This window comes from Kitasatospora sp. NPDC015121 (genome assembly GCF_055562955.1).
Genome location: NZ_JBVHEH010000007.1, coordinates 97,963 through 123,215 on the forward strand (window position 1 = coordinate 97,963; position 25,253 = coordinate 123,215).

16 protein-coding genes are annotated in these 25,253 nt (G+C 74.5%); 5 read left to right on the forward strand and 11 right to left on the reverse strand.

Annotation, left to right across the window (positions count from 1 at the left end):
• Window positions 1-68: 68 nt before the first annotated feature.
• A complete protein-coding gene (locus tag ACZ3J7_RS12200) occupies window positions 69-1,193 on the reverse strand; it encodes a Gfo/Idh/MocA family protein (RefSeq protein ID WP_465619562.1) in 1,125 nt (374 codons plus the stop codon).
• A 263-nt stretch (window positions 1,194-1,456) separates the two neighbouring features.
• On the opposite strand from ACZ3J7_RS12200, the gene ACZ3J7_RS12205 reads away from it, so the two are divergent.
• Window positions 1,457-3,907, forward strand: a complete 2,451-nt coding sequence (locus tag ACZ3J7_RS12205; RefSeq protein WP_465619564.1) for a beta-xylosidase/alpha-l-arabinosidase — start codon at window positions 1,457-1,459, stop codon at window positions 3,905-3,907.
• Window positions 3,908-3,939: 32 nt separating this feature from the next.
• On the opposite strand, the gene ACZ3J7_RS12210 is transcribed toward ACZ3J7_RS12205, so the two are convergent.
• Window positions 3,940-4,977, reverse strand: a complete 1,038-nt coding sequence (locus ACZ3J7_RS12210; RefSeq protein ID WP_465619566.1) for a LacI family DNA-binding transcriptional regulator — start codon at window positions 4,975-4,977, stop codon at window positions 3,940-3,942.
• 124 nt (window positions 4,978-5,101) lie between these two features.
• On the opposite strand from ACZ3J7_RS12210, the gene ACZ3J7_RS12215 reads away from it, so the two are divergent.
• Together ACZ3J7_RS12215 and ACZ3J7_RS12220 are read left to right on the forward strand one after the other, a co-directional pair.
• On the forward strand, window positions 5,102-7,234 hold the full coding sequence (locus ACZ3J7_RS12215) for an alpha-galactosidase (RefSeq protein ID WP_465619568.1): 2,133 nt from the start codon (window positions 5,102-5,104) through the stop codon (window positions 7,232-7,234).
• Between the two features lie 75 nt (window positions 7,235-7,309).
• Complete coding sequence (locus ACZ3J7_RS12220; protein ID WP_465619570.1) at window positions 7,310-8,347, forward strand: zinc-dependent alcohol dehydrogenase; 1,038 nt, start codon at window positions 7,310-7,312, stop codon at window positions 8,345-8,347.
• 367 nt (window positions 8,348-8,714) lie between these two features.
• On the opposite strand, the gene ACZ3J7_RS12225 is transcribed toward ACZ3J7_RS12220, so the two are convergent.
• The 8 genes from ACZ3J7_RS12225 to ACZ3J7_RS12260 form a co-directional block, all read right to left on the reverse strand.
• The gene (locus ACZ3J7_RS12225; RefSeq protein ID WP_465619977.1) at window positions 8,715-10,097 is read right to left on the reverse strand and encodes a GH1 family beta-glucosidase; all 1,383 of its coding nucleotides are present in this window, start codon (window positions 10,095-10,097) and stop codon (window positions 8,715-8,717) included.
• 71 nt (window positions 10,098-10,168) lie between these two features.
• The gene (locus ACZ3J7_RS12230; protein ID WP_465619572.1) at window positions 10,169-11,302 is read right to left on the reverse strand and encodes an ABC transporter ATP-binding protein; all 1,134 of its coding nucleotides are present in this window, start codon (window positions 11,300-11,302) and stop codon (window positions 10,169-10,171) included.
• Complete coding sequence (locus tag ACZ3J7_RS12235) at window positions 11,302-12,372, reverse strand: ABC transporter permease (protein ID WP_465619574.1); 1,071 nt, start codon at window positions 12,370-12,372, stop codon at window positions 11,302-11,304. The genes ACZ3J7_RS12230 and ACZ3J7_RS12235 overlap by 1 nt, the downstream gene beginning before the upstream one ends.
• A gap of 1 nt (window position 12,373) precedes the next feature.
• The gene (locus tag ACZ3J7_RS12240; protein WP_465619576.1) at window positions 12,374-13,354 is read right to left on the reverse strand and encodes an ABC transporter permease; all 981 of its coding nucleotides are present in this window, start codon (window positions 13,352-13,354) and stop codon (window positions 12,374-12,376) included.
• Window positions 13,351-14,490: an ABC transporter ATP-binding protein gene (locus ACZ3J7_RS12245; protein ID WP_465619578.1), complete on the reverse strand. Its 1,140-nt coding sequence runs from the start codon at window positions 14,488-14,490 to the stop codon at window positions 13,351-13,353. Before ACZ3J7_RS12245 ends, ACZ3J7_RS12240 begins: the two co-directional genes overlap by 4 nt.
• A 126-nt stretch (window positions 14,491-14,616) precedes the next feature.
• Window positions 14,617-16,293, reverse strand: coding sequence for an ABC transporter substrate-binding protein (locus ACZ3J7_RS12250; RefSeq protein WP_465619580.1), 1,677 nt, complete (start codon window positions 16,291-16,293; stop codon window positions 14,617-14,619).
• A 348-nt stretch (window positions 16,294-16,641) separates the two neighbouring features.
• Entirely contained in the window at window positions 16,642-18,645 is a 2,004-nt protein-coding gene (locus ACZ3J7_RS12255) for a beta-galactosidase (RefSeq protein ID WP_465619582.1), read from the reverse strand.
• 36 nt (window positions 18,646-18,681) lie between these two features.
• Window positions 18,682-19,656: an acetylxylan esterase gene (locus ACZ3J7_RS12260; RefSeq protein ID WP_465619584.1), complete on the reverse strand. Its 975-nt coding sequence runs from the start codon at window positions 19,654-19,656 to the stop codon at window positions 18,682-18,684.
• 146 nt (window positions 19,657-19,802) lie between these two features.
• On the opposite strand from ACZ3J7_RS12260, the gene ACZ3J7_RS12265 reads away from it, so the two are divergent.
• Both ACZ3J7_RS12265 and ACZ3J7_RS12270 read left to right on the forward strand, forming a co-directional pair.
• Window positions 19,803-22,796: an endo-1,4-beta-xylanase gene (locus ACZ3J7_RS12265; protein WP_465619586.1), complete on the forward strand. Its 2,994-nt coding sequence runs from the start codon at window positions 19,803-19,805 to the stop codon at window positions 22,794-22,796.
• Window positions 22,797-22,871: 75 nt separating this feature from the next.
• Window positions 22,872-24,272, forward strand: coding sequence for a GH1 family beta-glucosidase (locus ACZ3J7_RS12270; RefSeq protein WP_465619588.1), 1,401 nt, complete (start codon window positions 22,872-22,874; stop codon window positions 24,270-24,272).
• Window positions 24,273-24,324: 52 nt separating this feature from the next.
• Here ACZ3J7_RS12270 and ACZ3J7_RS12275 read toward each other — a convergent pair whose 3' ends face one another.
• A complete protein-coding gene (locus ACZ3J7_RS12275) occupies window positions 24,325-25,209 on the reverse strand; it encodes a phytanoyl-CoA dioxygenase family protein (RefSeq protein WP_465619590.1) in 885 nt (294 codons plus the stop codon).
• Between the last annotated feature and the right edge of the window lie 44 nt (window positions 25,210-25,253).

Genomic DNA, 25,253 nt, shown 5'->3' on the forward strand with positions numbered 1-25,253 from the left:
TCGTTCGGCGGCAGCCGCGCTGCCGTGCCATGGACCGGCCGGTGGAGCCGCCCAAGCGTACTGATCGTTCAATGAATGGTAGTGGAGGAGGGCTGGGGCATGGCGCCCGTGACGGGAGGGAGGTCCGAGCGGACCTCGACGGGCCGTTCCAGCTCGGCGGCTCGGCGAACCGCGTCGAGCACGTCGACCACGTGGGCGGCCAGCTCCCCGGTGGTGGCGTGCGGGCGGTCCTCGCGGATCGCCCGGGCCAGCAGCCGCACCGAGCGGCCCCACTCGATCCCGGGGAAGGGGTCGGCGACGAAGGGGACGGGGGCGCGCTCGCCGGCGTACGGGGCGAACTCCACCGGCGCGTCGAACCGCTGCCAGTCCGCGAGGTAGAGCGAGCCCGCGTCACCGTGGAACTCCATGCCGCGCTGGGCGGTGTGGCCGGCCGCTACGTAGAAGTTGCAGGTGAGCCGCATCCGCACCCCGTCGGCGAACTCGAGGACGGCGACGGTGAGGTCGTCGCCCTCCACCGTGAACGGGGTGCCGTCCGCGGTGGTGCGCCGCGGGTGCAGGACGGTGCCCCAGGCGCTCACCCGGCGCACCGGCCCCAGGAGGGTGACGGCGAGGGTGATCGGGTAGACGCCGACGTCGTAGAGCGGGCCGACCCGGTAGAAGCCCGCGGGCGAGGGGTGCCAGTCCTCGATGCGGCCCCAGTTCGCCTCGGCGTAGACCAGTCGGAGCCGCCCGAGGCCCCCCCGCGCGACGGTGCGGGCGACGGTGACGGCCGCCTCGCCGAGGAAGTTCGCCGGGGCGCAGCTGAGCCGCAGGCCCCGGGCCCGGGCGGTGTCCACCAGCTCGCGGGCCTCGGCGGGCGTGAGGGCCAGCGGTTTCTCGCTGTGGACGTGCCGGCCGGCGGCGAGGATCCGCCGGGTCACCTCGTGGTGGGAGGCGTGCCCGGTGAGGTTGACGACGATCGAGGTGGCGTCGTCGGCTAGGAGGGCGTCCAGGGTCGGGGCGGCGCGGGTGCCCGTCTCGCGGGCGAGGGCCTCGGCGCGTTCGGGGTGCCGGTCCCAGACCGCGGTGAGGGCGATCTCGGGATAGCCGGCCAGGTCGCGGGCGTAGGGGAGCGCGATGTTGCCGCACCCGACGAGGGCGACGCCGGTGGGGCGGGCGTCGGCGTGGCGGGCGGGAGGAGGGGACAGGGGCACGGGGGCTCCACTCGGGGTCGGCACGGGCCGGTCGGCTCGGTCAGCAGGGGAACAATATTTCACTGAAAGTTTTTTGGCCATGGGTTCCTGCGATCTTCCCTAACTTGCCAGGTTCTGTGGCCATGAGGCGGTGTGCCCCACGCGAACGACCGACCGCTGTGGGGTTGACCCGGCTCGGGTGGACTTCTACATTCACTGAAGTTTCATTGTGCGCGCGTCGGAGCCGTCACGTCTTCGGGCCCGCCACTCCGAGGAGGTCCCCCGTGCCCGATGCTCTTCCCCTTTCCCCGCCTCGCCCCCGGACGGCCGGTGCCCCCGGGGAGCGCTGGCGCGACCCCCACCAGCTCCCCGAGGTGCGGGTCGCCGATCTCATGGGACGGATGACACCGGCCGAGAAGATCGCCCAGCTCTACGGAATCTGGGTGGGGGCCGACGCGGAGGGCGACGGCGTGGCCCCCCACCAGCACGAGATGACCGCGGACGTCGACATCGACGCCCTGGCCGCACGCGGACTCGGACAGCTCACCCGGCCCTTCGGCACCCGGCCGGTGGACCCGGCCACGGGCGCCCTGGCGCTGGCCCGTTCCCAGCGCCGCCTGGTCGACTCGGGCCGCTTCGGCATCCCCGCCCTCGTCCACGAGGAGTGCCTCGCGGGCTTCACCACCCACGCCGCCACCGTGTACCCCGTCCCGCTGGCCTGGGGCGCCGCCTTCGACCCGGAGCTCGTCCGCGAGACGGCCGCGGCCATCGGCCGGGACATGCGCGCGGTCGGGGTCCACCAGGGCCTGGCCCCGGTCCTCGACGTCGTGCGCGACCTGCGCTGGGGCCGGGTGGAGGAGACCATCGGAGAGGACCCCTACCTGGTGGCCACGACCGCCACCGCCTACGTCCGCGGGCTGCAGTCCGCCGGCGTCGTCGCCACCCTCAAGCACTTCGTCGGCTACTCGGCCTCCGCCGGGGGACGCAACCTCGGCCCCGCCCGCCTCGGCCCGCGCGAGGTCGCCGACGTGCTGCTGCCGCCCTTCGAGATGGCGGTCCGCGAGGGCCGGGTCCGCTCGGTGATGCACTCGTACGCCGAGGTCGACGGCCTGCCGTGCGCGGCGGACGCCTCGCTGCTCACCGGTCTACTGCGCGACACCTGGGGGTTCGAGGGGACGGTGGTCGCCGACTACTTCGGCGTGGCCTTCCTGGAGAGGCTCCACGCGGTCGCCGACGGCCCCGCGGAGGCGGCCCGCCTCGCCCTCCGCGCCGGTGTCGACGTCGAACTGCCGACCGTGGACTGCTTCGGCGATCCGCTGCTGCACGCGGTCGAGCGGGGCGAGGTGCCCGAGGAACTCGTCGACCGGGCGCTGCGCCGGGTCCTGCTGCAGAAGTGCGAGCTGGGCCTGCTCGACCCCGACTGGTCGCCGGTGCCGACCGCGCTCGCCGGCGCGGTCACCGAGCAGGACCTGACCGCGGCCGACCCCGCCCCGGCCGTGGCGCGAGTCGGCGGGACGGTCGACCTGGACACCGCGGCCAACCGCGCCCTGGCGCGCCGGCTGGCCGAGACCTCCGTCGTCCTGCTGCACAACGACGCGCCGGCGGGGGGACGCCCGACCCTCCCGCTGGCACCCGACGCGAGGATCGCCGTCGTCGGACCGCTGGCCGACGACCCGGCCGCCCTGCTCGGCTGCTACTCCTTCCCCGCGCACGTGGGGGTCCACCACCCCGACGTCCCGTCCGGGGTGCGGCTGCCGACCGTGCTCGACGCCCTCGGCGCCGAACTGCCCCGGGCGGCGGTCGTGCACGCCCCCGGCTGCGGGATCGACTCGCCCTCGCGGGACGGCCTGGCGGCCGCCGTGCGGGCCGCCGCCGAGGCCGAGGTGTGCGTCGCGGTGGTCGGCGACCGGGCCGGCCTGTTCGGCGGCGGCACCTCCGGAGAGGGCTGCGACGCCGCGAACCTCGCCCTGCCCGGGCTCCAGGGCGAACTGCTGGACGGGGTGCTGGCGACCGGGACGCCGGTGGTCCTGGTGGTGGCCTCGGGCCGGCCGTACGCGCTGGGCCGCTGGGCACCCGGCCTCGCCGCCGCGGTGCAGGCGTTCTTCCCCGGGGAGGAGGGCGCCTCCGCGATCGCCGGTGTCCTCTCCGGACGGGTCAACCCGGCCGGCCGGCTGCCCGTCGGGATCCCCCGGACCCCCGACGGCCAGCCCTGGACCTACCTGCAGCCCCCGCTCGGACTGGCCAACGACGCGGGCAACCTCGACCCGGCCCCGCTGTACCCGTTCGGCCACGGCATCGGCTACACCGCCTTCAGCTGGCACTTCCCCGCCGAGGACGCGGTGCGCGTCCTCGCCACGGACGCCACCTGCGAGGTCGAGGCGACCGTGCGCAACGACGGCGACCGCACCGGCAGCGAGGTCGTCCAGCTGTACCTGCACGACCCCGTCGCGACCGTCACGCGCCCGGTCCAGCGCCTGGTCGGCTACCGGCGGGTCACCCTGGAGCCGGGGCGCGCCGCCCGCGTCGTCTTCCGGTTCCACCCCGACACCGCCTCCTTCACCGGCCCGGACGGCCGCCGGATCGTCGAACCGGGCGCGCTGCGGCTGTCCTTCGGCGCGTCGGTCGCGGACCTGCGGCACACCGTCGCCCTGGACCTCACCGGCCCCGTCCGGTACGTCGACCACACCCGCGAACCGCACTGCCACGCCACGGTGGTGGAGCGTCCGGCCGACTGAGCGGCTCCCGGGCCGGGGGTTCCGGAACCGGGCTACGCCCGGGCCTCCCCGGCCGCGGCGCCCCCGGTGGTGGAGGCCCGCTCGACCAGGCGCACCCCGAGCCGGGTGTCGCGGGTGACCAGGTCGGGGTGGCGCAGCCGCTCCAACAGGTGCCAGACGGCCTGGGAGCCGATCAGTTCCTTGCTGGTGGCGATCGTGGTCAGCGGCGGATCGGTGCGCTCGGCCTGCGCGATGTCGTCGTAGCCCATGACGGCGAGGTCCTCGGGTACCCGCAGGCCGCGCGCACGGGCGGCCTCCAGGGCGCCGCAGGCGGTCTCGTCGTTGGCGCAGAACACGGCGGACGGCGGGTTCGGCAGGTCGAGCAGCTCGTTCATGCCGCGCATGCCGCTCGCCACGTCCAGCTCGCCGCGGCGGACGTGGGCCGGGTCCAGCACGGCACCGGCCTCCGCGAGGGCGCGCCGGAAGCCGCGGGTGCGGTCCCCGACCGGGGAGACCTTCTCCTCACCGGTGATCAGACCCGGCGTCCGGGCGCCGCCGTCCAGTGACAGCAGGTGCCGGCCCGCCAGGTAGCCGCCGGACTCGTCGTCGTGGCGGACGTGGTCGACGGGCAGGTCGACCGGTGCGTGCTCCAGCAGCACGCAGGGCACCCGGCGCTCCACGATCCGCCGCAGGTAGTCGAGGTCGAGGTCGTAGCTGAGCACCAGCAGGCCGGAGACCTGGCCGCGCTGCACGCACAGCGGCAGCCGGCCGGAGTCCGGGTCGGCGACCTCGTAGTGCAGGGCGATGCCCCGTTCGGCGCAGGCCTGCTGGGCGCCGTGCAGCACCCGGGCGAAGTAGGGGTTGGCCACCGAGAAGGTCTCGTCGACCGTGGCCAGGAAGCCGAGGTCGGTCACGTCGCTCCGCTCGGGGCGGCGGGTGCGCGGCTGGTAGCCGAGCTCCTCGGCCGCGGCGCGCACCGCCGTGCGGACCTGCTCGGAGACCCAGCCCTTGTCCGCGAAGACCGCCGAGGCGGTCCCGATGGCGACACCGGCCCTCTCGGCCACCTGGCTGAGCGTGGTTCTGCCTGTCACGGACTCTCCGTTCACCTGCCGGGGCCGGCCGTGCTCCCCCGGCTCGCCCTCCGAATTTCCCACCATTCTCATCGATCACCCGCGGTACGGGAACGCCCGCACCGCCCCATCGAGTGGAGCACCGATGATCCAGTCGGACGACGCCTCGGGAACCGTGCTGCTGAGCACCCCCCGGACCTCCTACGTGCTGCGGCTGGACGCCGCCACCGGCACGGTACGCCAGATCCACTGGGGAGCGGCGCTCTCCCCGGCCGAGGCGTCGGCCCTGCCGGTGCCCGCCTGGGACGGCGACAGCCTGGCGGGCCGCTGGGACGCCGCCGAGGAACTGCCGGTGGAGGGCGGGCTGCGCTACGGCGTGCCCGCCGTCGAGGTCAGGTACCCGGACGGGACGTCGGCGTGCGAGCCGAACCTGGTCGGGTGCGAGGTCCGCAACGGCGAGGAGGAGTCCGAGTTGGTGCTGCACCTCGTCGACGCCGCCCGCCCGCTGGCCTGGGAGCTGCACTACCGGGTGCGCCCGGACAGCGACGTCCTGGAGCGGTGGACGGTCTACCGCAACACCGCGTCCGACAGCGGCGAGCGGCTGCTGCTGGTGCGGCACGGCTCGGCGCACTGGACCCTGCCGGTGCGCCCCGACTACCGGCTGGGCGCGGTCGGCGGCAACTGGAGCGAGGAGTTCCTGCTGGAGCGCGCCCGCCTGCACCGCGGCGAGACCACCCTGACCAGCCGCCGCGGCCACACCGGCCACCAGAGCAACCCGTGGGTGCAGCTGGACGACGGCACCGCCACCGAGGAAACCGGCGAGGTGTGGTCCGTCGCCCTGGCCGCGAGCGGCAGTTGGCGGATCACCGTGCAGCGCACCCCGGAGGGCCGCTGCGGCGTGGTGGGCGGCGCCGGGCACGAGGGGGCGGAGCTGGAGCTCGCGCCGGGCACGGAACTGGTCACCCCGACCGCGTACGGCCTGTACTCGGCGCGGGGGTTCGGCGGCAGCAGCCGCGCCTGGCACGCCCACGTGCGCCGGCACGTGCTACCGGCCGGTCGGGAGCTGCGGCCGGTGCTGTACAACTCCTGGGAGGCGACGGCCTTCGAGGTCACCGAGGAGAACCAGGTCGCGCTGGCCGAGCGGGCCGCCCGGCTCGGGGCGGAGCTGTTCGTCGTCGACGACGGCTGGTTCGGGGCCCGCGACGACGACCGGGCGGGCCTCGGCGACTGGGAACCGCACCGGCGGCGCTTCCCCCGGGGGCTGCGGCCGCTAGCCGACCGGGTGCACGCGCTCGGAATGGCCTTCGGCCTGTGGGTGGAACCGGAGATGGTCAACCCGGACAGCGAGCTGTACCGGGCGCACCCGGACTGGGTGCTGCACCTGCCCGACCGCGCCGCCAGCGAGCAGCGCCACCAGCTGGTGCTGGACTTCTCCCGCCCCGAGGTGACCGACTGGGCCTTCGGGTGGCTGGACGACGCGGTGCGCCGGTACGCGGTGGACTTCCTCAAGTGGGACTTCAACCGCTCCTTCAGCGAGGCGGGCTCACCCGCCCCGGGGCGTGACCGGCGCCGGGTGTTCACCGCACACGCGGAGGGGCTCCACCGGGTGCTGGAGCGGCTGCGGGCGGCGCACCCGGACCTGCGGATCGAGTCCTGCTCCAGCGGCGGCGGCCGGGTGGACCTGGCCGTGCTGGCCCGCACCGACCAGGTGTGGCCCTCGGACAACACCGACGCGGTGGACCGGCTGGCGATCCAGCACGGCTTCTCGCAGCTGTACCCGGCCGCGGTGATGAGCTCCTGGGTGACCGACTCGCCCAACCCGCTGACCGGACGGGCGGTTCCGCTCCGCTTCCGCTTCCACACCGCGATGGCGGGCGTGCTGGGCCTGGGCGGCGACCTGACCCGCTGGACCGGGGCGGAACTGGCCGAGGCCGCGGCGCTGGTGGCCGCGTACAAGGAGGTCCGGCCGCTGGTGCAGCACGGCGCGCAGTACCGGCTGGGGCAGCCGCGCGGCGTCGGCGGTTCGGCGCTCTGGTACGCGGCGCCGGACGGCTGCGGGGGCGTGCTGCTCCAGTGGCGGGTGGGCACCCGGCCGCGCGCCGTGCTCCCGGCCCTGCGCCTGCCGGGGCTGGACCCGGCGGCCTCGTACGCGGTGCACGACGACTCGGCCCCCGGCGAGCTGGTCGCGACGGGCCGTTCGCTGGCGGCGGCGGGCCTGCCCGCCGACCTGCCGGGCGGGCCGTTCGCCAGCCGGATGGTGCACCTCGTGCGGGCGTGACACCGGACCTCGGCGGCTCCCGGGACCAGTGACGTTCATGAATTCCCATCGGAACAACAGAAGGAGAATCCGCTCATGAGTGCGGACGGGAACACGGTGCTCTCCGTGGTCTTCACGGGCCGGGACGAGGTGCGGCTGGAGCGCTCTCCCGCGCCCCGGCCCGGGCCCGGCGAGTTCACCGTGCGGGTGAACACCTCCCTGGTCAGCGCGGGCACCGAAGGGATCGTGCTGGGCCGCCTGTTCGAACCGGGCACCCACTGGGACCACTGGGTGCGCTACCCCTTCCACCCCGGCTACAGCGCCGTCGGCACGGTGCTGGAACTCGGCGCCGGCACCGACCGGGTACGGGTGGGCGAGCGGGTGGCGCTGCGCCGGCCGCACGCCTCGGTGCTGGCGGTCGCCGCGGACGAGGACGTCTACCGGGTGCCGGACGCGGTCACCGACGAGGAGGCCGTCTGGTTCCACCTCGCCACCATCACGCAGGTCGGTGTGCGGCGCGCGGAGCACCGGATCGGCGACCGGGTCGCCGTGATCGGCCTCGGGCCGGTCGGGCAACTGGCCGTCCAGTACGCCCGGTTGTCCGGGGCGGCCGAAGTCTTCGCGGTCGACCCCGTCCCGGGCCGGGTGGACCTGGCGGTGGCCAACGGCGCCACCGTCGGCCTGGCCCTGCCGGCCGACGAAGCCGCCGCCGCCGTCCGGCGGGCGACCGGGGGCGAGGGCGCCGACGTGGTGTACGACGTGACCGGCGCCGCGCCGGTGTTCGCCGCCGCGCAGCACGCCGTGCGCCGCTTCGGGCGGCTGGTGCTGCTGGGCGACTCGGGCACGCCGTCCGCCCAGCACCTCACCCCGGCGCTGATCACCAACGGGCTGAGCGTGGTCGGAGCGCACGACATGCACGGCGAGTTCGCCGCCGACGACCGCGACCCGTGGAACAACCTGCGGATGGGCGAACTGTTCTTCCGCTACCTGGAACGCGGCACGATGAACACCTCCTCCCTGGTCAGCCACCGCTTCCCGGCGGGGGACGCCGAGGCGGCCTACCGGCTGGTGCGGGCGCGCCCCGCCGACCTGACCGGGCTGCTGCTCGACTGGACCGGGGCCGCCGACGGCTGAGCCCTCCCGGGCGGGGGGGCCGAGCACGGACCGCGCCCCGGCACCGCCCCCGTGCCGGCAGCACGACACCGTCGAAGGCCGGCGGCGCCACCGCGCCGCCGGCCTTCGCGTGCTCCCGGCAGGTCGGCCGCGCGCCGCGTCCCTCGGGCGCGGCCACCGGTCGACGGGCGTGGCGCCGACGGCCTCGACGGCCCGCCCGCCCTGCGGTGGACCCGGACCGGCGCGGTGACCGCCGCGGGCGCGCACGGTTCGGGGCGCGGACGCGCCCGTTCCCCGCCGGGCACCCGGACAGCGCGGAAGGCGGTGCCACCGCCGTGAGCGGTGGCACCGCCTTGCTCCTCCCCGATGTGCGGCCCCGCCGCGCCGTTCAGCGCTCGGCGAGCAGCCTGCGGTACCACAGGGCGCTGTCCTTCGGCGTCCGCCGCTGGGTGGCGTAGTCGACGTGCACCAGCCCGAACCGGCGGCGGTAGCCCTCGGCCCACTCGAAGTTGTCCATCAGCGACCAGGCGAAGTAGCCCCGGACGTCGGCGCCGCCCTCGACGGCCCGGGCCAGTGCCTCCAGGTGGTCGTCGAAGTAGGCCACCCGCCGCTCGTCGCGCACCCGGCCGTCGCCGGGCGCGGTCCCCGGGTCGTCGTAGGCCGCCCCGTTCTCGGTGACCACCAGCGGGGTGCCCGGGTACTCGCGATCCAGCCGCAGCAGCAGCCGGGTCAGGCCCTCGGGCTGGATCGGCCATCCCATCGCGGTGCGCTCGCCCGCCGCCTCGACGACGCGGGTGCCGGCGCTGTAGGTGGGCTCGTCGGCGGTGGCCGGGTCGGCCGCGTAGATCTGGTGGTTGTAGTAGTTGACGCCCAGCACGTCCAGCGGCCGGGAGACGATCGCCAGGTCGCCGTCGCGCACCGGCACCCGCAGGCCGCGGGCGGCCAGGTCGTCCAGCAGGTCCTGCGGGTAGGAGCCGCGCAGCAGCGGGTCTAGGAAGATCCGGTTGAACAGTCCGTCGGCGCGGCGGAGCGCGGCCAGGTCGGCCGCGGAGTCGCCGGCGGCCGTGTGGTCGGCGAGGTTGAGCGTGATGCCGAGGGTCATCGGCCCCCGGGCCGCCGCGCGCAGCCGGTCCGCGGCCAACCCGTGGCCCAGCAGCAGGTGGTGGGCGGCGGCGAGCGCGTCGTTCATGTCGCGCCGGCCGGGGGCGTGCAGGCCCTCGGCGTAGCCGAGGAAGGACGAGCACCACGGTTCGTTGAGCGTGGTCCAGTACTTCACCCGGTCGCCGAGCGCGTCGTGGACCAGCTCCGCGTAGTCGGCGAAGCGGTGGGCGGTGTCGCGCGCGGGCCAGCCGCCGGCGTCCTCCAGGGGCTGCGGGAGGTCCCAGTGGTAGAGGGTGACCCAGGGGTCGACGCCGCGGGCGAGCAACTCGTCGACCAGGCGGTCGTAGAAGGCGAGGCCGCGCGGTTCGACCCGGCCCCGGCCGTCCGGCTGGACGCGCGGCCAGGCGATCGAGAAGCGGTAGGCGTCCACGCCCAGCCCGGCGATCAGGGCGACGTCCTCGGGCACGCGGTGGTAGTGGTCGCAGGCCACGTCCCCGTGGTCGCCGTCGGCGACCGCGCCGGGGACCCGGCAGAAGGTGTCCCAGATCGAGGGGCCGCGGCCGTCCTCGGCGGCGGCGCCCTCGATCTGGTAGGACGAGGTGGCCACGCCCCACAGGAAGCCCGCGGGGAGGCGGGCGTGCAGGGCGGGCCCGGGGGAGGGGCGGGGCAGGTCGTCGGGGACCGGGCCGGCCCCGGCGCGGGGCGGCTCGTCGGTGCGTGCGGTGGCCACGGGGGCGGTCTTCACGAGACTCCGTCGGTGGTAGGGGCGGTGGGGCTGGCCGGACCGGCCGTCACCGGCGCGGACGCCAGGTGGGCGGGCACGGCGGCCATCGGGTGGTGCAGCCAGCAGGCGACCTCGCGGACGCGGCCGGCGTCGACGGGGGCCGTGGCGAGCGGCGGGCGGTGCGCGGCGCAGACCTTCATGGCGTGCGCGCAGCGCGGGTGCAGCACGCAGCCGGACGGCGGGCGGCGCAGGTCCGGCGGCGAGCCGGGGATGCCGGTGAGCTCGCGTACCTCGCCCCGCAGCGAGGGGAAGGAGTTGAGCAGGCCGTGGCTGTAGGGGTGGCGCGGGGCGCGGTAGAGGTCCCGGGCGTCGGCCTGCTCGACGAGGCGTCCGCCGTACATGACGGCGATCCGGTCGGCGAACTCGACGAGCAGCGACAGGTCGTGGGTGACGAAGACGACGGCGAAGCCGAACCGGTCGCGCAGCGAGCTCAGCTGGCGCAGGATGTGGCGCTGCATCACCACGTCGAGGGCGGTGGTGGGTTCGTCCATGACCACGACGTCGGGTTCCAGGACCAGCGCCATCGCGATCATGACGCGTTGGCGCATGCCGCCGGACAGCTGGTGCGGGTAGGCGGCGAGCCGGTCGGGGTTGATGCCGACCAACCGCAGCAGCTCGGCCGCGCGCTCGCGGCGCTCGGCGCGGGTGCTGTCCGGGCGGTGGGCGCGCAGGGCGTCGTCGAACTGGCCGAGGACCCGGTCGACCGGGTTGAGCGAGTTCATCGCGCCCTGGAAGACCACCGAGGTCTCGTTCCAGCGGAAGGCGCGCAGTTCGGCGTCGGACAGCCGCAGCACGTCGACCGGCTCCGCGCCGCCCCGCCGGTGGTACAGCACCCGACCGCCGGTGACCACGCCGGGCGGGGGCAGCAGCCGGGTCGCCCCGTACACCAGGGTGGACTTGCCGCTGCCGCTCTCCCCGGCCAGGCCCAGGACCTCGCCGCGGTGCAGGACGAGGTCCACGCCGTGGACGGCGGTGACGGCGTCCGGGCCGGCGCCGTAGCCGACCGTGAGGTCGCGGATCTCCAGGACCGGTTCGCGGCGGCCGGGTTCCGCGGCGGTGCGGGTGGTGGCGGTGCGGGAGGCGGTGCTCATCACGCGTTCTCCTTGCTCAGCGCGGCCGCCGGGGCCGGGACGGGGGCGCCGCGCGGTGGTTCGGGGGTGCTCGGCGCGAGCGGGGCGAAGTCCGCGGCCGTCAGCTCCACGGCGCTCCCGGCCCCGGTGGGCGGCCCGGCCGGCGCGGGAGCCGCGGGCAGGACGGCGGTGAAGCCGACCCGCATCCGGGCCCGGTGGACGTCCCGGCGGGAGAGGCCGCCGCGACGGCGGACCGGCAGGGCGCGCTGGGCGCGCAGCCGGGGGTTGGTGAGCTCGTCCAGACCGAAGTTGACCAGGGCGAGCGCGGTGCCGAGCAGGGCGATGCACAGGCCGGCCGGGACGAACCACCACCAGGCGCCCTGGGCGAGGGCCTGGTGGCTCTGCGCCCAGAACAGGATGGAGCCCCAGTTCCACTGGGAGACGTCGATGACGCCGACGAACGACAGGGTGATCAGCGACGTGACGCCGTAGACGACGCTGCCGACGAAGCCGGAGGCGATCACCGCCGACAGGTTGGGCAGGATCTCGAAGACGATGATCCGCCAGGTGGGCTCGCCCACGGCCCGGGCCGCCACCACGTAGTCGCGGCGGCGCAGCGACAGGGTCTGGGCGCGCAGCACCCGGGCGCCCCAGGCCCAGCCGGTGAGCCCGAGGACGAGGGCGATCACGACGTAGCCGGTGTCGGGCAGCAGGGAGGCGACGATGATGAGCAGCGGCCCGCCCGGCATCACCAGGAAGACGTTGCCGAGCATCGACAGGCACTCGTCGACGACGCCGCCGAGGTAGCCCGCGGTGATGCCGACCAGTGCGCCGAGGACGGTGGAGACCAGCGCGGACAGGAAGCCGACCAGCAGCACGCCCCGGGTGCCGACCAGGATCTGGGAGAGCACGTCCTGGCCGGTCTGGGTGGTGCCGAGCCAGTGCTCGGCGGAGGGCGGCCGCAGGCCGCCGACGAGGTGGGCGGACGGGTCGTACGGGGCGATCCACGGGCCGACGAGCGCCATCAGGGCGAACAGCGTCAGGAGCGCCAGGCCGACCCTGGTCTTCACGGAGGCGAGTGCGCGCGGCATGTCAGCCCTCCCTGCGGGTGCGCGGGTCGAGGAACGTGTAGACGGCGTCGGCGACCAGGTTGGCGGCGAGCACGGCGAGCGTGATGATCAGGAAGACCCCCTGCATCAGCGGGTAGTCCTTGGCCGCGACGGCCTGGAACAGCAGGTAGCCGGTGCCGGGGTAGGAGAAGACGACCTCCACCAGCAGCGTGCCGCCCACCAGGAACCCGAGCGAGAGGGCGAAGCCGGAGACGCTGGGCAGCACCGCGTTGCGGGCGGCGTAGCGCAGCATGACCCGGCGGTCGGACAGGCCCTTGGCGTGCGCGACGGTGACGTAGTCCTCGGCGGCGACGGTGACCATCATGTTGCGCATGCCGAGGATCCAGCCGGACATCGCGGTGATGATCGTGGTCACCGCGGGCAGGAAGGCGTGGTGGAGCACGCTGGGCACGAAGTAGGCGTCGAAGGCGGGCACGTACGTGGCGTCGTAGCCGCCGGCGGCGGGGAAGAACGGCCACTTGACGGCGAACAGCGAGATCGACAGCAGGCCCACCCAGAAGTACGGCACCGAGGAGACGAAGCTGCTCACGGGCAGCAGCGCGTCGGCCCAGGAGCCGCGGCGCCAGCCGGCGAGGACGCCGGCCCCGGTGCCGATGAGGAAGCTGAGCAGGGTGGTGACGCCGACCAGGCCCAGGGTCCAGGGCAGGGCGCTGCCGATGACCTCGGAGACCGGGGTGGGGAAGTACGTGAAGCTGATGCCCAGGTCGAAGTGGAGCAGCCGGTCCCAGTAGTGCAGGTACTGGGACCACAGGCTCTCGTGGCTGTCGAGGCCGAAGAGCACGGTCAGCGAGTGGACGGCGTCGGTGCTGAGCCGGCCCTGGTAGCGGTCGAGCAGGGCCTGCACCGGGTCGCCCGGCAGCAGGCGCGGCAGCAGGAAGTTGACCGTGATCGCGGCCCAGGCGGTGAACAGGTAGAACAGGACGCGCTTGAGCAGGAACTTCACGCCGTCGCCTCCGCGGTGTCCCGGGCGGGCCGTCCCGTGTGGCCGGCGGCCGGGGCCGGGGCGGCGGCGCCCTCGCCGTCGTACAGCCAGCACGCGGCCCAGTGGCCGCCGCCGAGTTCGAAGCGGGGCGGCAGCTGGGTGCGGCAGCGCTCCAGGGCCGCCGGGCAGCGGGGATGGAAGCGGCAGCCGTCGGGCGGGGCGAGCAGGCTGGGCGGCTCGCCGGCCCTCTCGTGCTCGGCCTCCTCGAAGTCCGGTGCCCCGTCGGCGCGTTCGCCGTCCGGGCCCGGGGCGGCGGCGCGGTCGGGGTCCGGTGCGGAGGCGATCAGCAGCCGGGTGTAGGGGTGGGCGGGGCGCTGGGTGACGGTCTCGCTGTCGCCGCCCTCGACCATCCGGCCCGCGTACATCACCGAGGTGGTGGTGGCGAAGTAGCGGGCGGAGGCGATGTCGTGGGTGATGTAGAGGACGGCGAGGCCCAGGCGCTCCTTGAGGTCGCGCAGCAGGTTGAGCACGCCGAGCCGGATGGAGACGTCCAGCATGGACACCGGTTCGTCGGCCAGCAGCACCGCGGGGCGGGCGGCGAGGGCGCGGGCGATCGCCACCCGCTGGCGCTGCCCGCCGGACAGCTCGTGCGGGTGGACGTCGAGGTAGCGGTCGGCCGGGGTCAGGTGCACCTGGGCGAGCAGCTCGGCCAGGGCCTCCTCCAGCTCCGGGCCGCGCAGGGCGCCCCGGTGCAGGCGCAGCGCCCGGGTGAGGGTGTAGCGGACGGTGTGCACGGGGTTGAGCGAGGCGAAGGGGTCCTGGAGGATCAGCTGCACCTCGGCGCAGTACCGGCGGAAGGCCCGGTGGCCGCGCAGGACGACCGGCTCCCCGCGCAGCCCGATCCGGCCGTCGGTCACCGGTTCGAGGCCGGCCAGCAGGCGGGCGACGGTGGACTTCCCGGAACCGGACTCGCCGACCAGGGCGGTGACCTCGCCGGCGCGCAGCGCCAGGTCGACCTCGTCGACGGCGTGCACGACCTCCGGCCGGCGCCTCGCCAGGTTCCTCGCGGTCCGGCGGACGGGGTAGTGCTTGGTGATCCTGGAGGCTTCGAGGACACCGGACTGCGGTGCCTGGCTGGTCTGCGGCGGGCTGGCCATGCGGGGTGCTTCCTTCAGAGGGGACGGAGTGGGTGGGAACCCCTGCACGGGCGCGCTGTCAGGGGCGCGCCCGTGCAGGGTGCTGGGCGGTCGGCGGCGGACCGGCCCGGCCGCCGCCGGCCGGGTTCAGGAGGCGGGGCGCAGGTGCAGCACCACGTCCAGCGCGGCCCGCTGGGTGGGCTGCGGCGGGGCGTACGGGTCGTTCTCGCTCGGCCAGCCCACCCAGTGCTTGGTGCTGTACTCGCCGCCGACGGCGTTGGCGTGGGTGAGGATCGCCGGGACGTCCTCGGCCATGTGGCGCTCCACGACGGCCAGGGCGGCGCTGCGGGCGGCCGGGCTGGTGGCGGTGGCGTAGGTGTTCAGCGCGGCGTCGACCTCGGCGTCGCGGTAGCGGCCCTGGTTGTTCTGGGCGCTGGTGCCCAGCGGCTTGTAGGCGGCGCCGTTCATGATGTTGGCGTACATGTCGTAGGGGCTGGCGCCGCCGTTGGTCCAGTGCATGGTGGCGTCGAAGTCGCCGGTGTTGAAGGCCTGGCTCCAGGAGTCGGCGGACTGGGTCTTGATGGTGGCCTTGACGCCGATCTTCTCCAGGCCCGACTTGATGATGTCCAGGTCGGCCAGGTAGTCGGCCCAGCCGGCCGGGTCGGTGAGGGTGACCTCGACCGGCTTGCCCGAGGGGTCGACTAGGTCGTTGCCGCGGTAGGTGTAGCCGGCGTCGGTAAGGATCTTCTTGGCCTTGTCCGGGTCGACGGTGAGCTTGGCGGACTGGTACTCCGGCGACAGGAAGCTCACCCCGGCCGGCAGCGGGATGCCGGTGGGGCTCTCGATGGGCGGGACGAGCCCGTACTGGCCCTGGGTCGCGATGAGGTTCCGGTCGGTGACCAGGTTGGCGGCCTGGCGCAGGGCCTTGTCCTTGAAGGGGCCGCGCTCGGTGTTCAGCCACAGGCCGTTGGCGCCGAGGGAGGCCGGGAACCAGCCGTGGTTGTGCTCCGGGTCCTTGCTGAGGTAGAGGCCCTTGATGTCCGGGAGCGGGGCCCAGCCCCACTCGACGGCGCCGCTGGTGAGGGCGGTGGTGAGGCCCGTGTTGTCGTTGTAGGCGGTGTAGCGCAGTTCGGTGACCCTGGGGGCTTCCTGCCAGTAGTTGTCGCGCCGCTTGAGCGCGATGCTCTGCGGTGCGAAGCGGTCCAGCACGTACGGGCCGGTGACGACCGGGTCGGGGTTGGTGAAGGTGGTCGGGTCGGCCTGGGAGGCCCAGACGTGCTTGGGCACGACGAAGAGCGACAGGATGTTGGACTCGTTGACGAACTGCGGGGCGTCGAAGCCCAGGACGACCTTGTCCCCGTCGGTCTTGACGTCCTTGTAGGGGACGCCGGCGCCGTTGAGGGCGGGGAACTTCTTCATCAGCTCGAAGCTGAAGGCGATGTCCTCGGCGCCGAAGGGCTTGCCGTCGGACCAGGTGACGCCGTCGCGGGCGGTGAGGGTGATGGTGCGGTAGTCCGGCGACCAGGCCCAGTCGGCGGCCAGCCAGGCCTTGGGCTTCTCGGCGGGCTGGATGGGGTTGACCAGTGCCAGGGTCTCGAACATGACGTTGCCGTAGCCGGCGAGGAGGGACGAGGCGGTGTTCAGGTACGGGTTGTTGTTCTCGGTCTGCGGCCCGGTGACTACGCCGATGTTCAGGACGCCCCCGCTCCGGCCGGCCTTGTCGTTGCCCGCGTTGGGGCTGGAGGAGCACGCCGAGGTGAGGAGCAGGGCGGCGACCATGCCGACGGCGGCGGCGGTGGTGGTTCTCAGGCGGGCAGGGTGCATGGTGGTCCCCTAGGTCAGGTGGAGGGAGTGCGGGGCCGCAGGGCGGAAACCGGGCTGGGCGGCGACGGTGCGGCGGCGAGCCTCGTCCGAGGCACCGCTGCGGCGCGGCAGGTAGGCAGAGTGAACCTTTTAATGAAACTCAGGTCAAGATCTGCGGCGAAATCAGGCTGGCATCCTCTTTGCGTGGGGTGATATAAGCCTTCATTTCGGACAATTTGCCCAGCAGGCTTGATGGAGTGATGTCACGATCGACAGTTTTTTCAATGAAATTCTCTTGGTGGTGACTGCGGAAACGCTCCGGCCCCGCCTCCGCAGTGGTGCGCGGGGGCGGGGCCGGGGTCGCGGCGGCTACGGGACGGCCAGCACCCGCACCTCACCGGGGGCGAGCGCCACCGTCGCCCCGAACCGGCGGCCGGTCAGCAGGTCGGTGCGGGGGGCCGGCAGCGGCAGGGCGTGCTCCCGGTCGCCGTGGTTGAGCACCACCAGCACGTCCGTGCCGTCCGGGCGCACCCGGCGGCACAGTTCGACGTCCTGGGCATCCGGGGGCAGCGGCAGCGGCGGGCACACCTGCGCCTCGGCCAGCAGCCGCTCGACCAGCGCGGCGGTGGCGGGTTCGTCCAGCCAGGCCCCGCAATAGGTGACCGAGCCCCGTCCGTGCGGGACGGTCACCACGGCGGGCCTGCCGTCCAGCCAGCCGTTGGACGGCCCGTAGCGCAGCAGCACCTCGCCGCCGACGGCCTCGTCGACCTCCAGCCACTCGGCCCACACCGAGGCTTCGACGGGATCCCCGGCGTTCCCGTCCGCCGTGGGTCCGGCGGCGGACAGGCAGCCGGTGAGCGGCACCGGCCGGTCGAGCGCGTAATACTCGGTGACACTGACGCCGAAGGCGGCCAGCGGCCCGGGTTGGCGGGCCGGCAGCAGGACGTTCTCGGTGTCCTTCATGCCGGTGCGCACCCCCAGCAGCAGGTGCCCGCCGCCGCGCACCCAGGCCGTCAGCCGCTCGGCGCGGGCCTCGTCCAGCAGGTGCAGGCCCGGGGCCAGGACGAGCCGGTAGCCGTCGAGCGGGGTGTCCGGCGGCACCACGTCGACGTCCACGCCGCGCCGGCGCAGCGGGCGGTACAGCGACATCCAGTACGCGGTGACGTCGAAGTCGCGGTGGTGGCGCTGGTCCTCGATCGCCCAGCGGTCCTCGTGCCCCTGGAGCAGGGCGACCTCGGGCGCCGGTGCGCTGCCGTCCAGGTGCGGAGCGGCGGCGGCCAGCTCCCGGCCCACCTGCGCGGCCTCGGCGTGGAACGGCCGGGGGCGGCCGTCCGGGCCGAGCAGCGTGCCGTGATACTGCTCCTGGCCGCCCAGGGAGCCGCGCCACTGCCAGTACAGGACGGCGTCGGCGCCGTGCCCGACGGCCGACCAGGCGATCCGGCGCGCCTCGCCCCGGTCGAGCGCGTTGTTGACGCCCGACCAGCAGGCCGCTCCCGGTTGGGCCTCCATCAGCCAGTAGGGCCGGCGCTTGAGACCGCGCACCAGGTCGTGGTGCCCGCCCAGGTCGGGGAAGTCCAGGTGGCCGGAGTAGAAGTCGTACCCGACCAGGTCGAGGTCGGCGGCGAGGGCCGCCAGGTCGTAGTCGTCCTGCCCGGTCATCACGTTGTGCGAGATCCACTGCCCGGGGCGGGCGTGCTCGCGCACCACCTCGGCCTGGCCGCCCAGGAAGTCCCGGAAGACGTCCGTCAGGAAGCGCCGCCAGGCCAGTCGCAGCGAGGGGTGGTGCACGCCGACCGGGACGGGGACCTGCGCGAAGTCGGTGTACTCCTGGCTCCAGAACACCGTCCCCCAGCGCCGGTTGAGTTCGGCGACGGTGCCGTACCGGCGGCGCAGCCAGGCCGCGAACAGCCGGCCGGTCTCCTCGTCGTCGTAGGACGCCATGTTGAGCTCGTTGTCGATCTGCCAGCCGATCACGGCGGGGTGCGGGCCGAAGCGCCGGGCGAGTTGCCCGGCGATCCGGGTGCACAGGGCGCGGTAACGGCTGCTGCTGGGGGAGGCGTGCGCCCGGTTGCCGTGCCGGGCGCGGCGGCCGTCGGCGCCGGTGAGCAGCACCTCGGGGTAGCGCTCGGTGAGCCAGACCGGGGGGCCCGCGGTCGGGGTGGCCAGCACGCAGGACAGCCCGTGTTCCGCGGCCAGGTCCACCGCCCTTGCGAGCCAGTCGAGTTCGAAGCGGCCCTCCGCGGGCTCCAGACGGCTCCAGGCGAAGTCGCCCAGGCGCAGGACGGTCATGCCGGTCTCCCGCATGAGCCGCAGGTCCTCGGCCCAGCGGGCCTCGGGCCACTGCTCGGGGTACCAGGACGTGCCGAAATGCATGGTTCTCCTTGGGGGTGGCGATCCGGGGCCCGGGGATCAGCCGGCCAGGTGCCGGGCGAGGAAGCCGAAGGCGGCGGCGGGGCCGAACGTCTCGCCGCCGGAGTGGTCGCCGTACGGCCAGACCTTCAGCTCCTTCTCGGCGGCGCCGCAGTGCCGGTAGGCGGCCACGGTGGTGCTCGGCGGGCAGACGTCGTCCATCAGGGGGACGGTGACCAGGGTGGGGGCGGTGATCCGGGCCGCGTGGTTGACCGCGTCGAAGTAGGACAGGGTGCGGAAGGTGCGCTCGACCCGGTCGGGGTTGGTGCGCAGGTAACGGGTGATCTCGAAGTACGGGTAGGAGTCGGTGGCCTGGGTCGCGCGGCGGTAGTGGCAGAGGAAGGGCTGCTGGGCGACGACCGCGGCCAGCCCCGGAACGAGGCCGGCGGCGGCGAGCGCGAGGCCGCCGCCCTGACTGCCGCCCAGGACCGCGACCCGGTCGGCGTCCACCCTCGGGTGGGACCGGGCCGCCTCGACCGCGCGCACCGCGTCGGTGGTCAGCCGGCGGTAGTAGTGCCGGGCCGGGTCGTCGGCGCCCCGCAGCAGGAAGCTCGCGCTGGAACCGCGGGCGGGGTCCGGATCGGGGTCGGGGGTGTCGGCGGGGAGCGAGTTGCCCTGGCCGCGGTTGTCCATGACCAGCGTGGCGAAGCCGGCGGCCGGCGCGGTGAGCCACTGGTGGGGGGTGGCCCGGCCGCAGCCGTAGCCGATGAACTCCACGACGCAGGGCAGCGGACCGGGCAGGTGGCGGGGGGCGAGGAACCACCCCTTGATCCGGTCGCCGTTCCAACCGGAGAACTCGACGTCGAGGACGTCCAGTTCGGCGAGCGCGGTCGGGTACGGGGTGAACGCGGCGTCGAGCGGGACCGGGCGGACGAGGTCGAGGGTCTCGGCCCAGAAGGCGTCGAAGTCGTCCGGCTCCTCGCGGACGCAGTCGTAGGTGGCGAGCTGGTCCTCGGTGAGGTCGATGATGGCCATGGGAGCACTCTCAGGGATCGGGCAACAGACTTCAACCACTCTCTTCATTTTTTTCATTGAAAACGTGTACCGTATGGCCGCTGAACGTTCATTTCGTTCGTCGTTGCGCCCTGTTCCCCTCCCACCGAGGAATGCGACGGTCACCCATGCCACCCCCTCCCGCTCCGCTGCTGCGCGCCGCGACCCTGCTCGGGGCCGCCCTGCTCACCCTGTTCGCCGCCGCCCCCGGCTCCCCGGCCGCGGCCGCCCCGCCATCCGACGGCCCCACCCTGCGCGAGGCGGCCGCCGCCCGCGGCCTGCTGGTCGGCGCCGCAGTGGGCGACGACGCCCTGTACGGCACCGTCGAGCAGCCCTACTACGACACGCTCGGCACCCAGTTCGGCCTCTGCGTCAACGAGAACGTCCTCAAGTGGGACGCCACCGAGCCCGAGCGCGACCGTTTCGACTTCACGGCCGGGGACCGCATGGTCGACCTCTGCGCCGCCAAGGGCCAGCAGGTCAAGGGCACCGCCCTCGCCTGGTACCAGCAGGCCCCCACCTGGCTGTACGCCATCACCGACCAGGCCGAGGCCGAGCGGGCCGTCGAGGACCACATCAAGGCCGTGGTCGGCCACTACCGGGGCAGGGTCCAGTACTGGGACGTCGTCAACGAGGCCGTCGCCGACGGCGAGTACGGCGGGCTGCGCGAGTCCTGGTGGACGCGGGTGCTGGGGCCGGGCTACCTCGCCAAGGCGTTCCGCTGGGCGCGCGAGGCGGACCCCGACGCGAAGCTCTACTACAACGACTACGGCAACGGCGACCTCGGCGCCAAGTCGAACGCCGTCTACGACCTGCTCCGCGGCCTGAAGGCCCAGGGCGTGCCGATCGACGGGGTCGGCGTCCAGCACCACGTCGGCCTCGACCAGCGCACCGGCGCGGACTTCACCCGCAACTTCAACCGCCTCGCCGCACTCGGCCTGGACCTCGCCCTCACCGAGGTCGACGTCTCCGTCGCCACCCCCGCCACCCCCGCCAAGCTCGACCGGCAGGCCGCCGTCTACCGCGACGCGGTGCGGCTGTGCCTGGCCCAGCCCGCCTGCAAGCAGTTCATCACCTGGGGATTCACCGACAAGTACTCCTGGATCCCGGCCTCCTCGCCCGGTTACGACGACGCGCTGCCCTTCGACCGCGACTACCGCCCCAAGCCGGCCTTCTTCGCACTGCGCGACGCGCTGACCGCGCCCGCCACCGCCCCGGCCGCCCCCGACGCCCTCCAGGCGGACGCCTCGGCCGGCGCGGTCCGGCTCTCCTGGGCCGGCTCGCCCGAGGCCGGCACCTCCTACGAGGTCCACTACGGCACTTCGCCGCAGCACCTGGACCGCACCCTGACCGTCACCGGCGCCACCACCACCCGCGTCACCGGCCTCACCGACGGCCGGCGCCACACCTTCGCCGTCACGGCCCGCAACGCCGCCGGCAGCTCCCCGCCGTCCGCTGCCGTGCAGGCCGAGCCGACCGCCGGGCCGCCGCCGGCGCCCGTGCTGCGCGCCGCCGATCCCGACCACCGCACGCTGGCGCTCGCCTGGCGGCCGGTGCCCGGCGCGAGCGGCTACGTGGTGCGCTACGGCACCGCCGCCGAGGGCCCCGTCCACCGCGTCGACGTCGGCACCGTGACCGAGCACCGGCTCGGGCACCTGGACGACGGCACCGCCTACCGGATCGAGGTGCTCGCCTACAACGGCAACGGTGACGGCCCCGCCTCCGCCGGGCGCACCGCCACCCCCGCCAACCCGCCCGCCCCGCACCTGACCGCCCGCGAGACCGCCGGGCCGATCGCCGTCGACGGCCGCCTCGACGAGCCCGACTGGCGCCGGCTGCCCGTCGAGGTGGCCAAGCCGACCTACCACCGCCCCGCCGCCCCGGCCCGGGCCGGTCTGACCTGGGACACCGAGAACGTGTACGTCGCCGTGCGGGTCGCGGACACCACCCCCCACGACGACTCGATCAACCCCTGGCAGGACGACGCCGTCGAGGTCTACCTCGACGCCACCGGCACCCGCCCCGCCGCCCTGGACCCCGCCCGCGGCGCCCGCCACTTCTTCCTGCGCCGCGGTGACGCCGCCGTCCACGAGCAGAACGGCCGCACCGCCGGAGCCGTCCTCGGCCAGGCCGAGGACGGCGGCGGCTACACCGTCGAACTGGCGGTCCCGTGGCGCACCCTGGGGGTGCAGCCAGGCGAGCGCGGCGCCGTGATCGGCTTCGACGTCTCGGTGGACGACGACGTCGACGGCGGCGACCGCGACGGCCAGTCCACCGCCTACGGCTACGAGGACAACTACCTCGACCTGTCCGCGATCGCCCTGGCCGACCTGGAGATCCGCCCGGCCACCCACCGGGCGCCGCTCGTCCCGCTCGCCCAGTGCCTCGGCGACGACGGCAACGGCAACCCCGCCGCCCGCTTCGGCTACACCAACGACGCCGACGGCCGGGTGGAGGTGCCCGCGGGGACGCGCAACACCTTCGCCCCCACCCCGGCCGACCGCGGCCAGCCCGAGGTCTTCGCGCGCGGCACCCACGACGACGCCGTGCTCGTCCCGTTCGACGGGACCCCCCTGACCTGGACCCTGCGAGGGCCCGACGGCACCGTGCGCACCGCCACCGTCGACGGCACCACGCGCCGCTGCCCGGCGCCGGACGACCTGCCGGTCTACACCGACGCCCCGGCTCCCGGCTGGAACACCTTCACCTTCAACGCCACGGCCGACCCGGCCTCCGGCGCCCCCGCGCCGGTGCACGGCGGCAGCGCCGCGCTGCGGGCCGTCGTCTCCGGCCCCTACGGCCTGGTCGGGTTGAACAACCCGGGCGCACCCGCGCTCACCACGCCCGGCACAGCCGTCGAGTTCTGGGTGCGCACCGCCGCCGACGCCCCGCGGACCTACCAGCTCGTCACCTCCGACGGCCAGGACGGCTCGCCCAACAGCCGGGCCGCGGCGTTCACGGTGCAGCCCGGCGGCTGGCAGAAGCAGACCGTCACCCTGGCCGAGCTCGGCGACCCGTCCCGGATCGGCATGCTCTTCGTGCAGGACCTCTCCGGCGCCGAGGGCGAGCAGCCCGCCCTCTACCTGGACGACATCCGGATCCTGCGGGCCAAGTCGGCCTGACGCCCCTTCCGTTCCCCGCGACGCGGCCCGTGCACCGCACGGGCCGCCCGCCACCCGTCCGTTCCCTGGAGTGTCATGAACACCGCACCTTTTGTGGCGGGGGCGCGTCCCCGTGCCGTCCCCGGCCTGCCCGCCGACTTCCTCTGGGGCGTGGCCACCTCCGCCTACCAGATCGAAGGAGCCGCCGACGCCGACGGCCGCACCCCCTCGATCTGGGACACCTTCTGCCGCGTCCCCGGGGCCGTGGTCGACGGCGACCACGGCGACACCGCCTGCGACCACTACCGCCGGATGCCCGAGGACGTCGAGGTGATCAAGAGCCTCGGCGTGGGCGCCTACCGGTTCTCCGTCTCCTGGCCCCGGGTCCAGCCCACCGGCCGCGGCCCGGTCAACCCGCGCGGCATCGCCTTCTACGACCGCCTCGTCGACCGGCTCCTCGAACGGGGCGTCGACCCCTGGCTCACGCTCTACCACTGGGACCTGCCCCAGGAGTTGGAGGACGCCGGCGGCTGGCCCGCCCGCGACACCGCCCACCGCTTCGCCGACTACGCCGCCCTGGTGCACGACGCCCTCGGCGACCGGGTCCGGCACTGGACCACCCTGAACGAGCCGTGGTGCTCCTCCGTCCTCGGCTACGCCGAGGGGATGCACGCCCCCGGCCGCCGGGACTTCGCGGCCGCCGTCGACGCCGCCCACCACCTGCTGCTGGGCCACGGCCTGGCCAACCGGCACCTGCGCGAGCGCGCCACCGCGCCGATCGAGGTCTCCGTCACCCTCAACCTCAGCCAGCACCGGGCCGCCAGCGCCGACCCCGCCGACCTCGACGCGCTGCGCCGCGCCGACGGTCTGGCCAACCGGCTCTTCCTCGACCCGATCCTGCGCGGCGCCTACCCCGCGGACGTGCTGGCCGACCTGGCGCGGCTCGGCGCCCGCCCCCCGGTGCGCGACGGCGACCTCGACGCCATCGCGACCCCCGTCGACTCGCTCGGCGTCAACTACTACAGCTACAACACCTACGCGGCCGACCACGACGCGGACGAGGGCGGCGGCTACGGCCCGGGCATCCGCACCGTGCACCCGCAGGTCCCCCGCACCTCCATCGGCTGGGACATCCTGCCCGAGGGCATGACCGACGCCCTCGAACGGGTGGCCCGCGACTACCCCGGCACCCCGCTCTACGTCACGGAGAACGGCGCGGCCTTCCACGACGCGGTCGCCGAGGACGGCGCCGTCCACGACACCGACCGCGTGCGGTACCTGCGCGACCACGTCGAGGCCGTCGGCACCGCCCGCGCCCGCGGGGTCGACGTCCGCGGCTACTTCCTGTGGTCCCTGATGGACAACTTCGAGTGGCACCATGGCTACAGCCAGCGCTTCGGCATCGTGCGGGTCGACTACGCGGACCAGACCCGCACCCTCAAGGACAGCGCGCTGTGGTACCGGGAGACGATCGAGGCCACCCGGTCCGCCGGCTGACGGCGGACCGGCGGTGTCCCCGGCCGCACCGGCCCGGGAACACCGCCGGCCCTCAGCGGGCGCAGCCGCCGTCGCGCTCCGGCCGGACCATCGGGTGCGACAGCTGCGGGGTGCCGCGGTAGGCGTAGGGGTCCTCACCGGCGACCAGTACGACGTCCCGGTAGTCCCACTTGCCCAGGTGCACCCCCGGCGGCGGGGTCTGCCACGGCAGCACCGACTCGGCGCTCATGTAGTGGTTGACCAGCGCCCGGCGCAGCCCGCGCCGTCCGTTGTTCGGCAGCGAGCGGTGCAGCAGGTAGCCGTCGAACAGCACCACGGAGCCCGCCGATACCTCGATCGGCACGGCGTCCTCGTCGGCGTACGGGAAGGCATACGCCTCCACGGTGCAGTCGAACCGGGGGTCGTCGTGCTCGCGGTCCGGGTAGAGCACACCGCGCCGGTGCGAGCCCGGGATCGCCCACAGGCAGCCGTTGTCCACGGTGGCGTCGTCCAGCGCGATCCACGCGCCGGCCAGCGAGCGGTCCCTGGTGGGGATCCAGAACTCGTCCTGGTGCCAGGCCTGGCCCGGCTTGCCCTCGCCCTTGGTGAACAGCATGGACTGCACGGCCTTCACGTTCGGGCCGACCAGGCGGACGAGCGCGTCGACCACCACCGGGTGCCGCAGGGCGGCGTGGGCGACCGGCGAGATCTTGTGCGGGAAGTGCACGCACACGTAACGCCGGATCACCTCCTCGTCGGACTCGTCCGCCCGGGCGGGCAGCAGCCCCTCGACGGCGCCCCGCTCGCCCCGGCACACCGCGACGGCCTCGCGCCGCAGCTCCGCCACCTCCGCGGCGCTCAGCGCGCCGGGCAGCACGACGAAGCCGTCCGTGCGGTACCGCGCGGCGAGGCCGTCGTCCGCCCCGGCCGCTGCTTCCTCGGACCGTTGCTGGATCACGTGTTCCTCCTGGTCTCCGACGCCTCTCGAACGGGCGCCGTGCG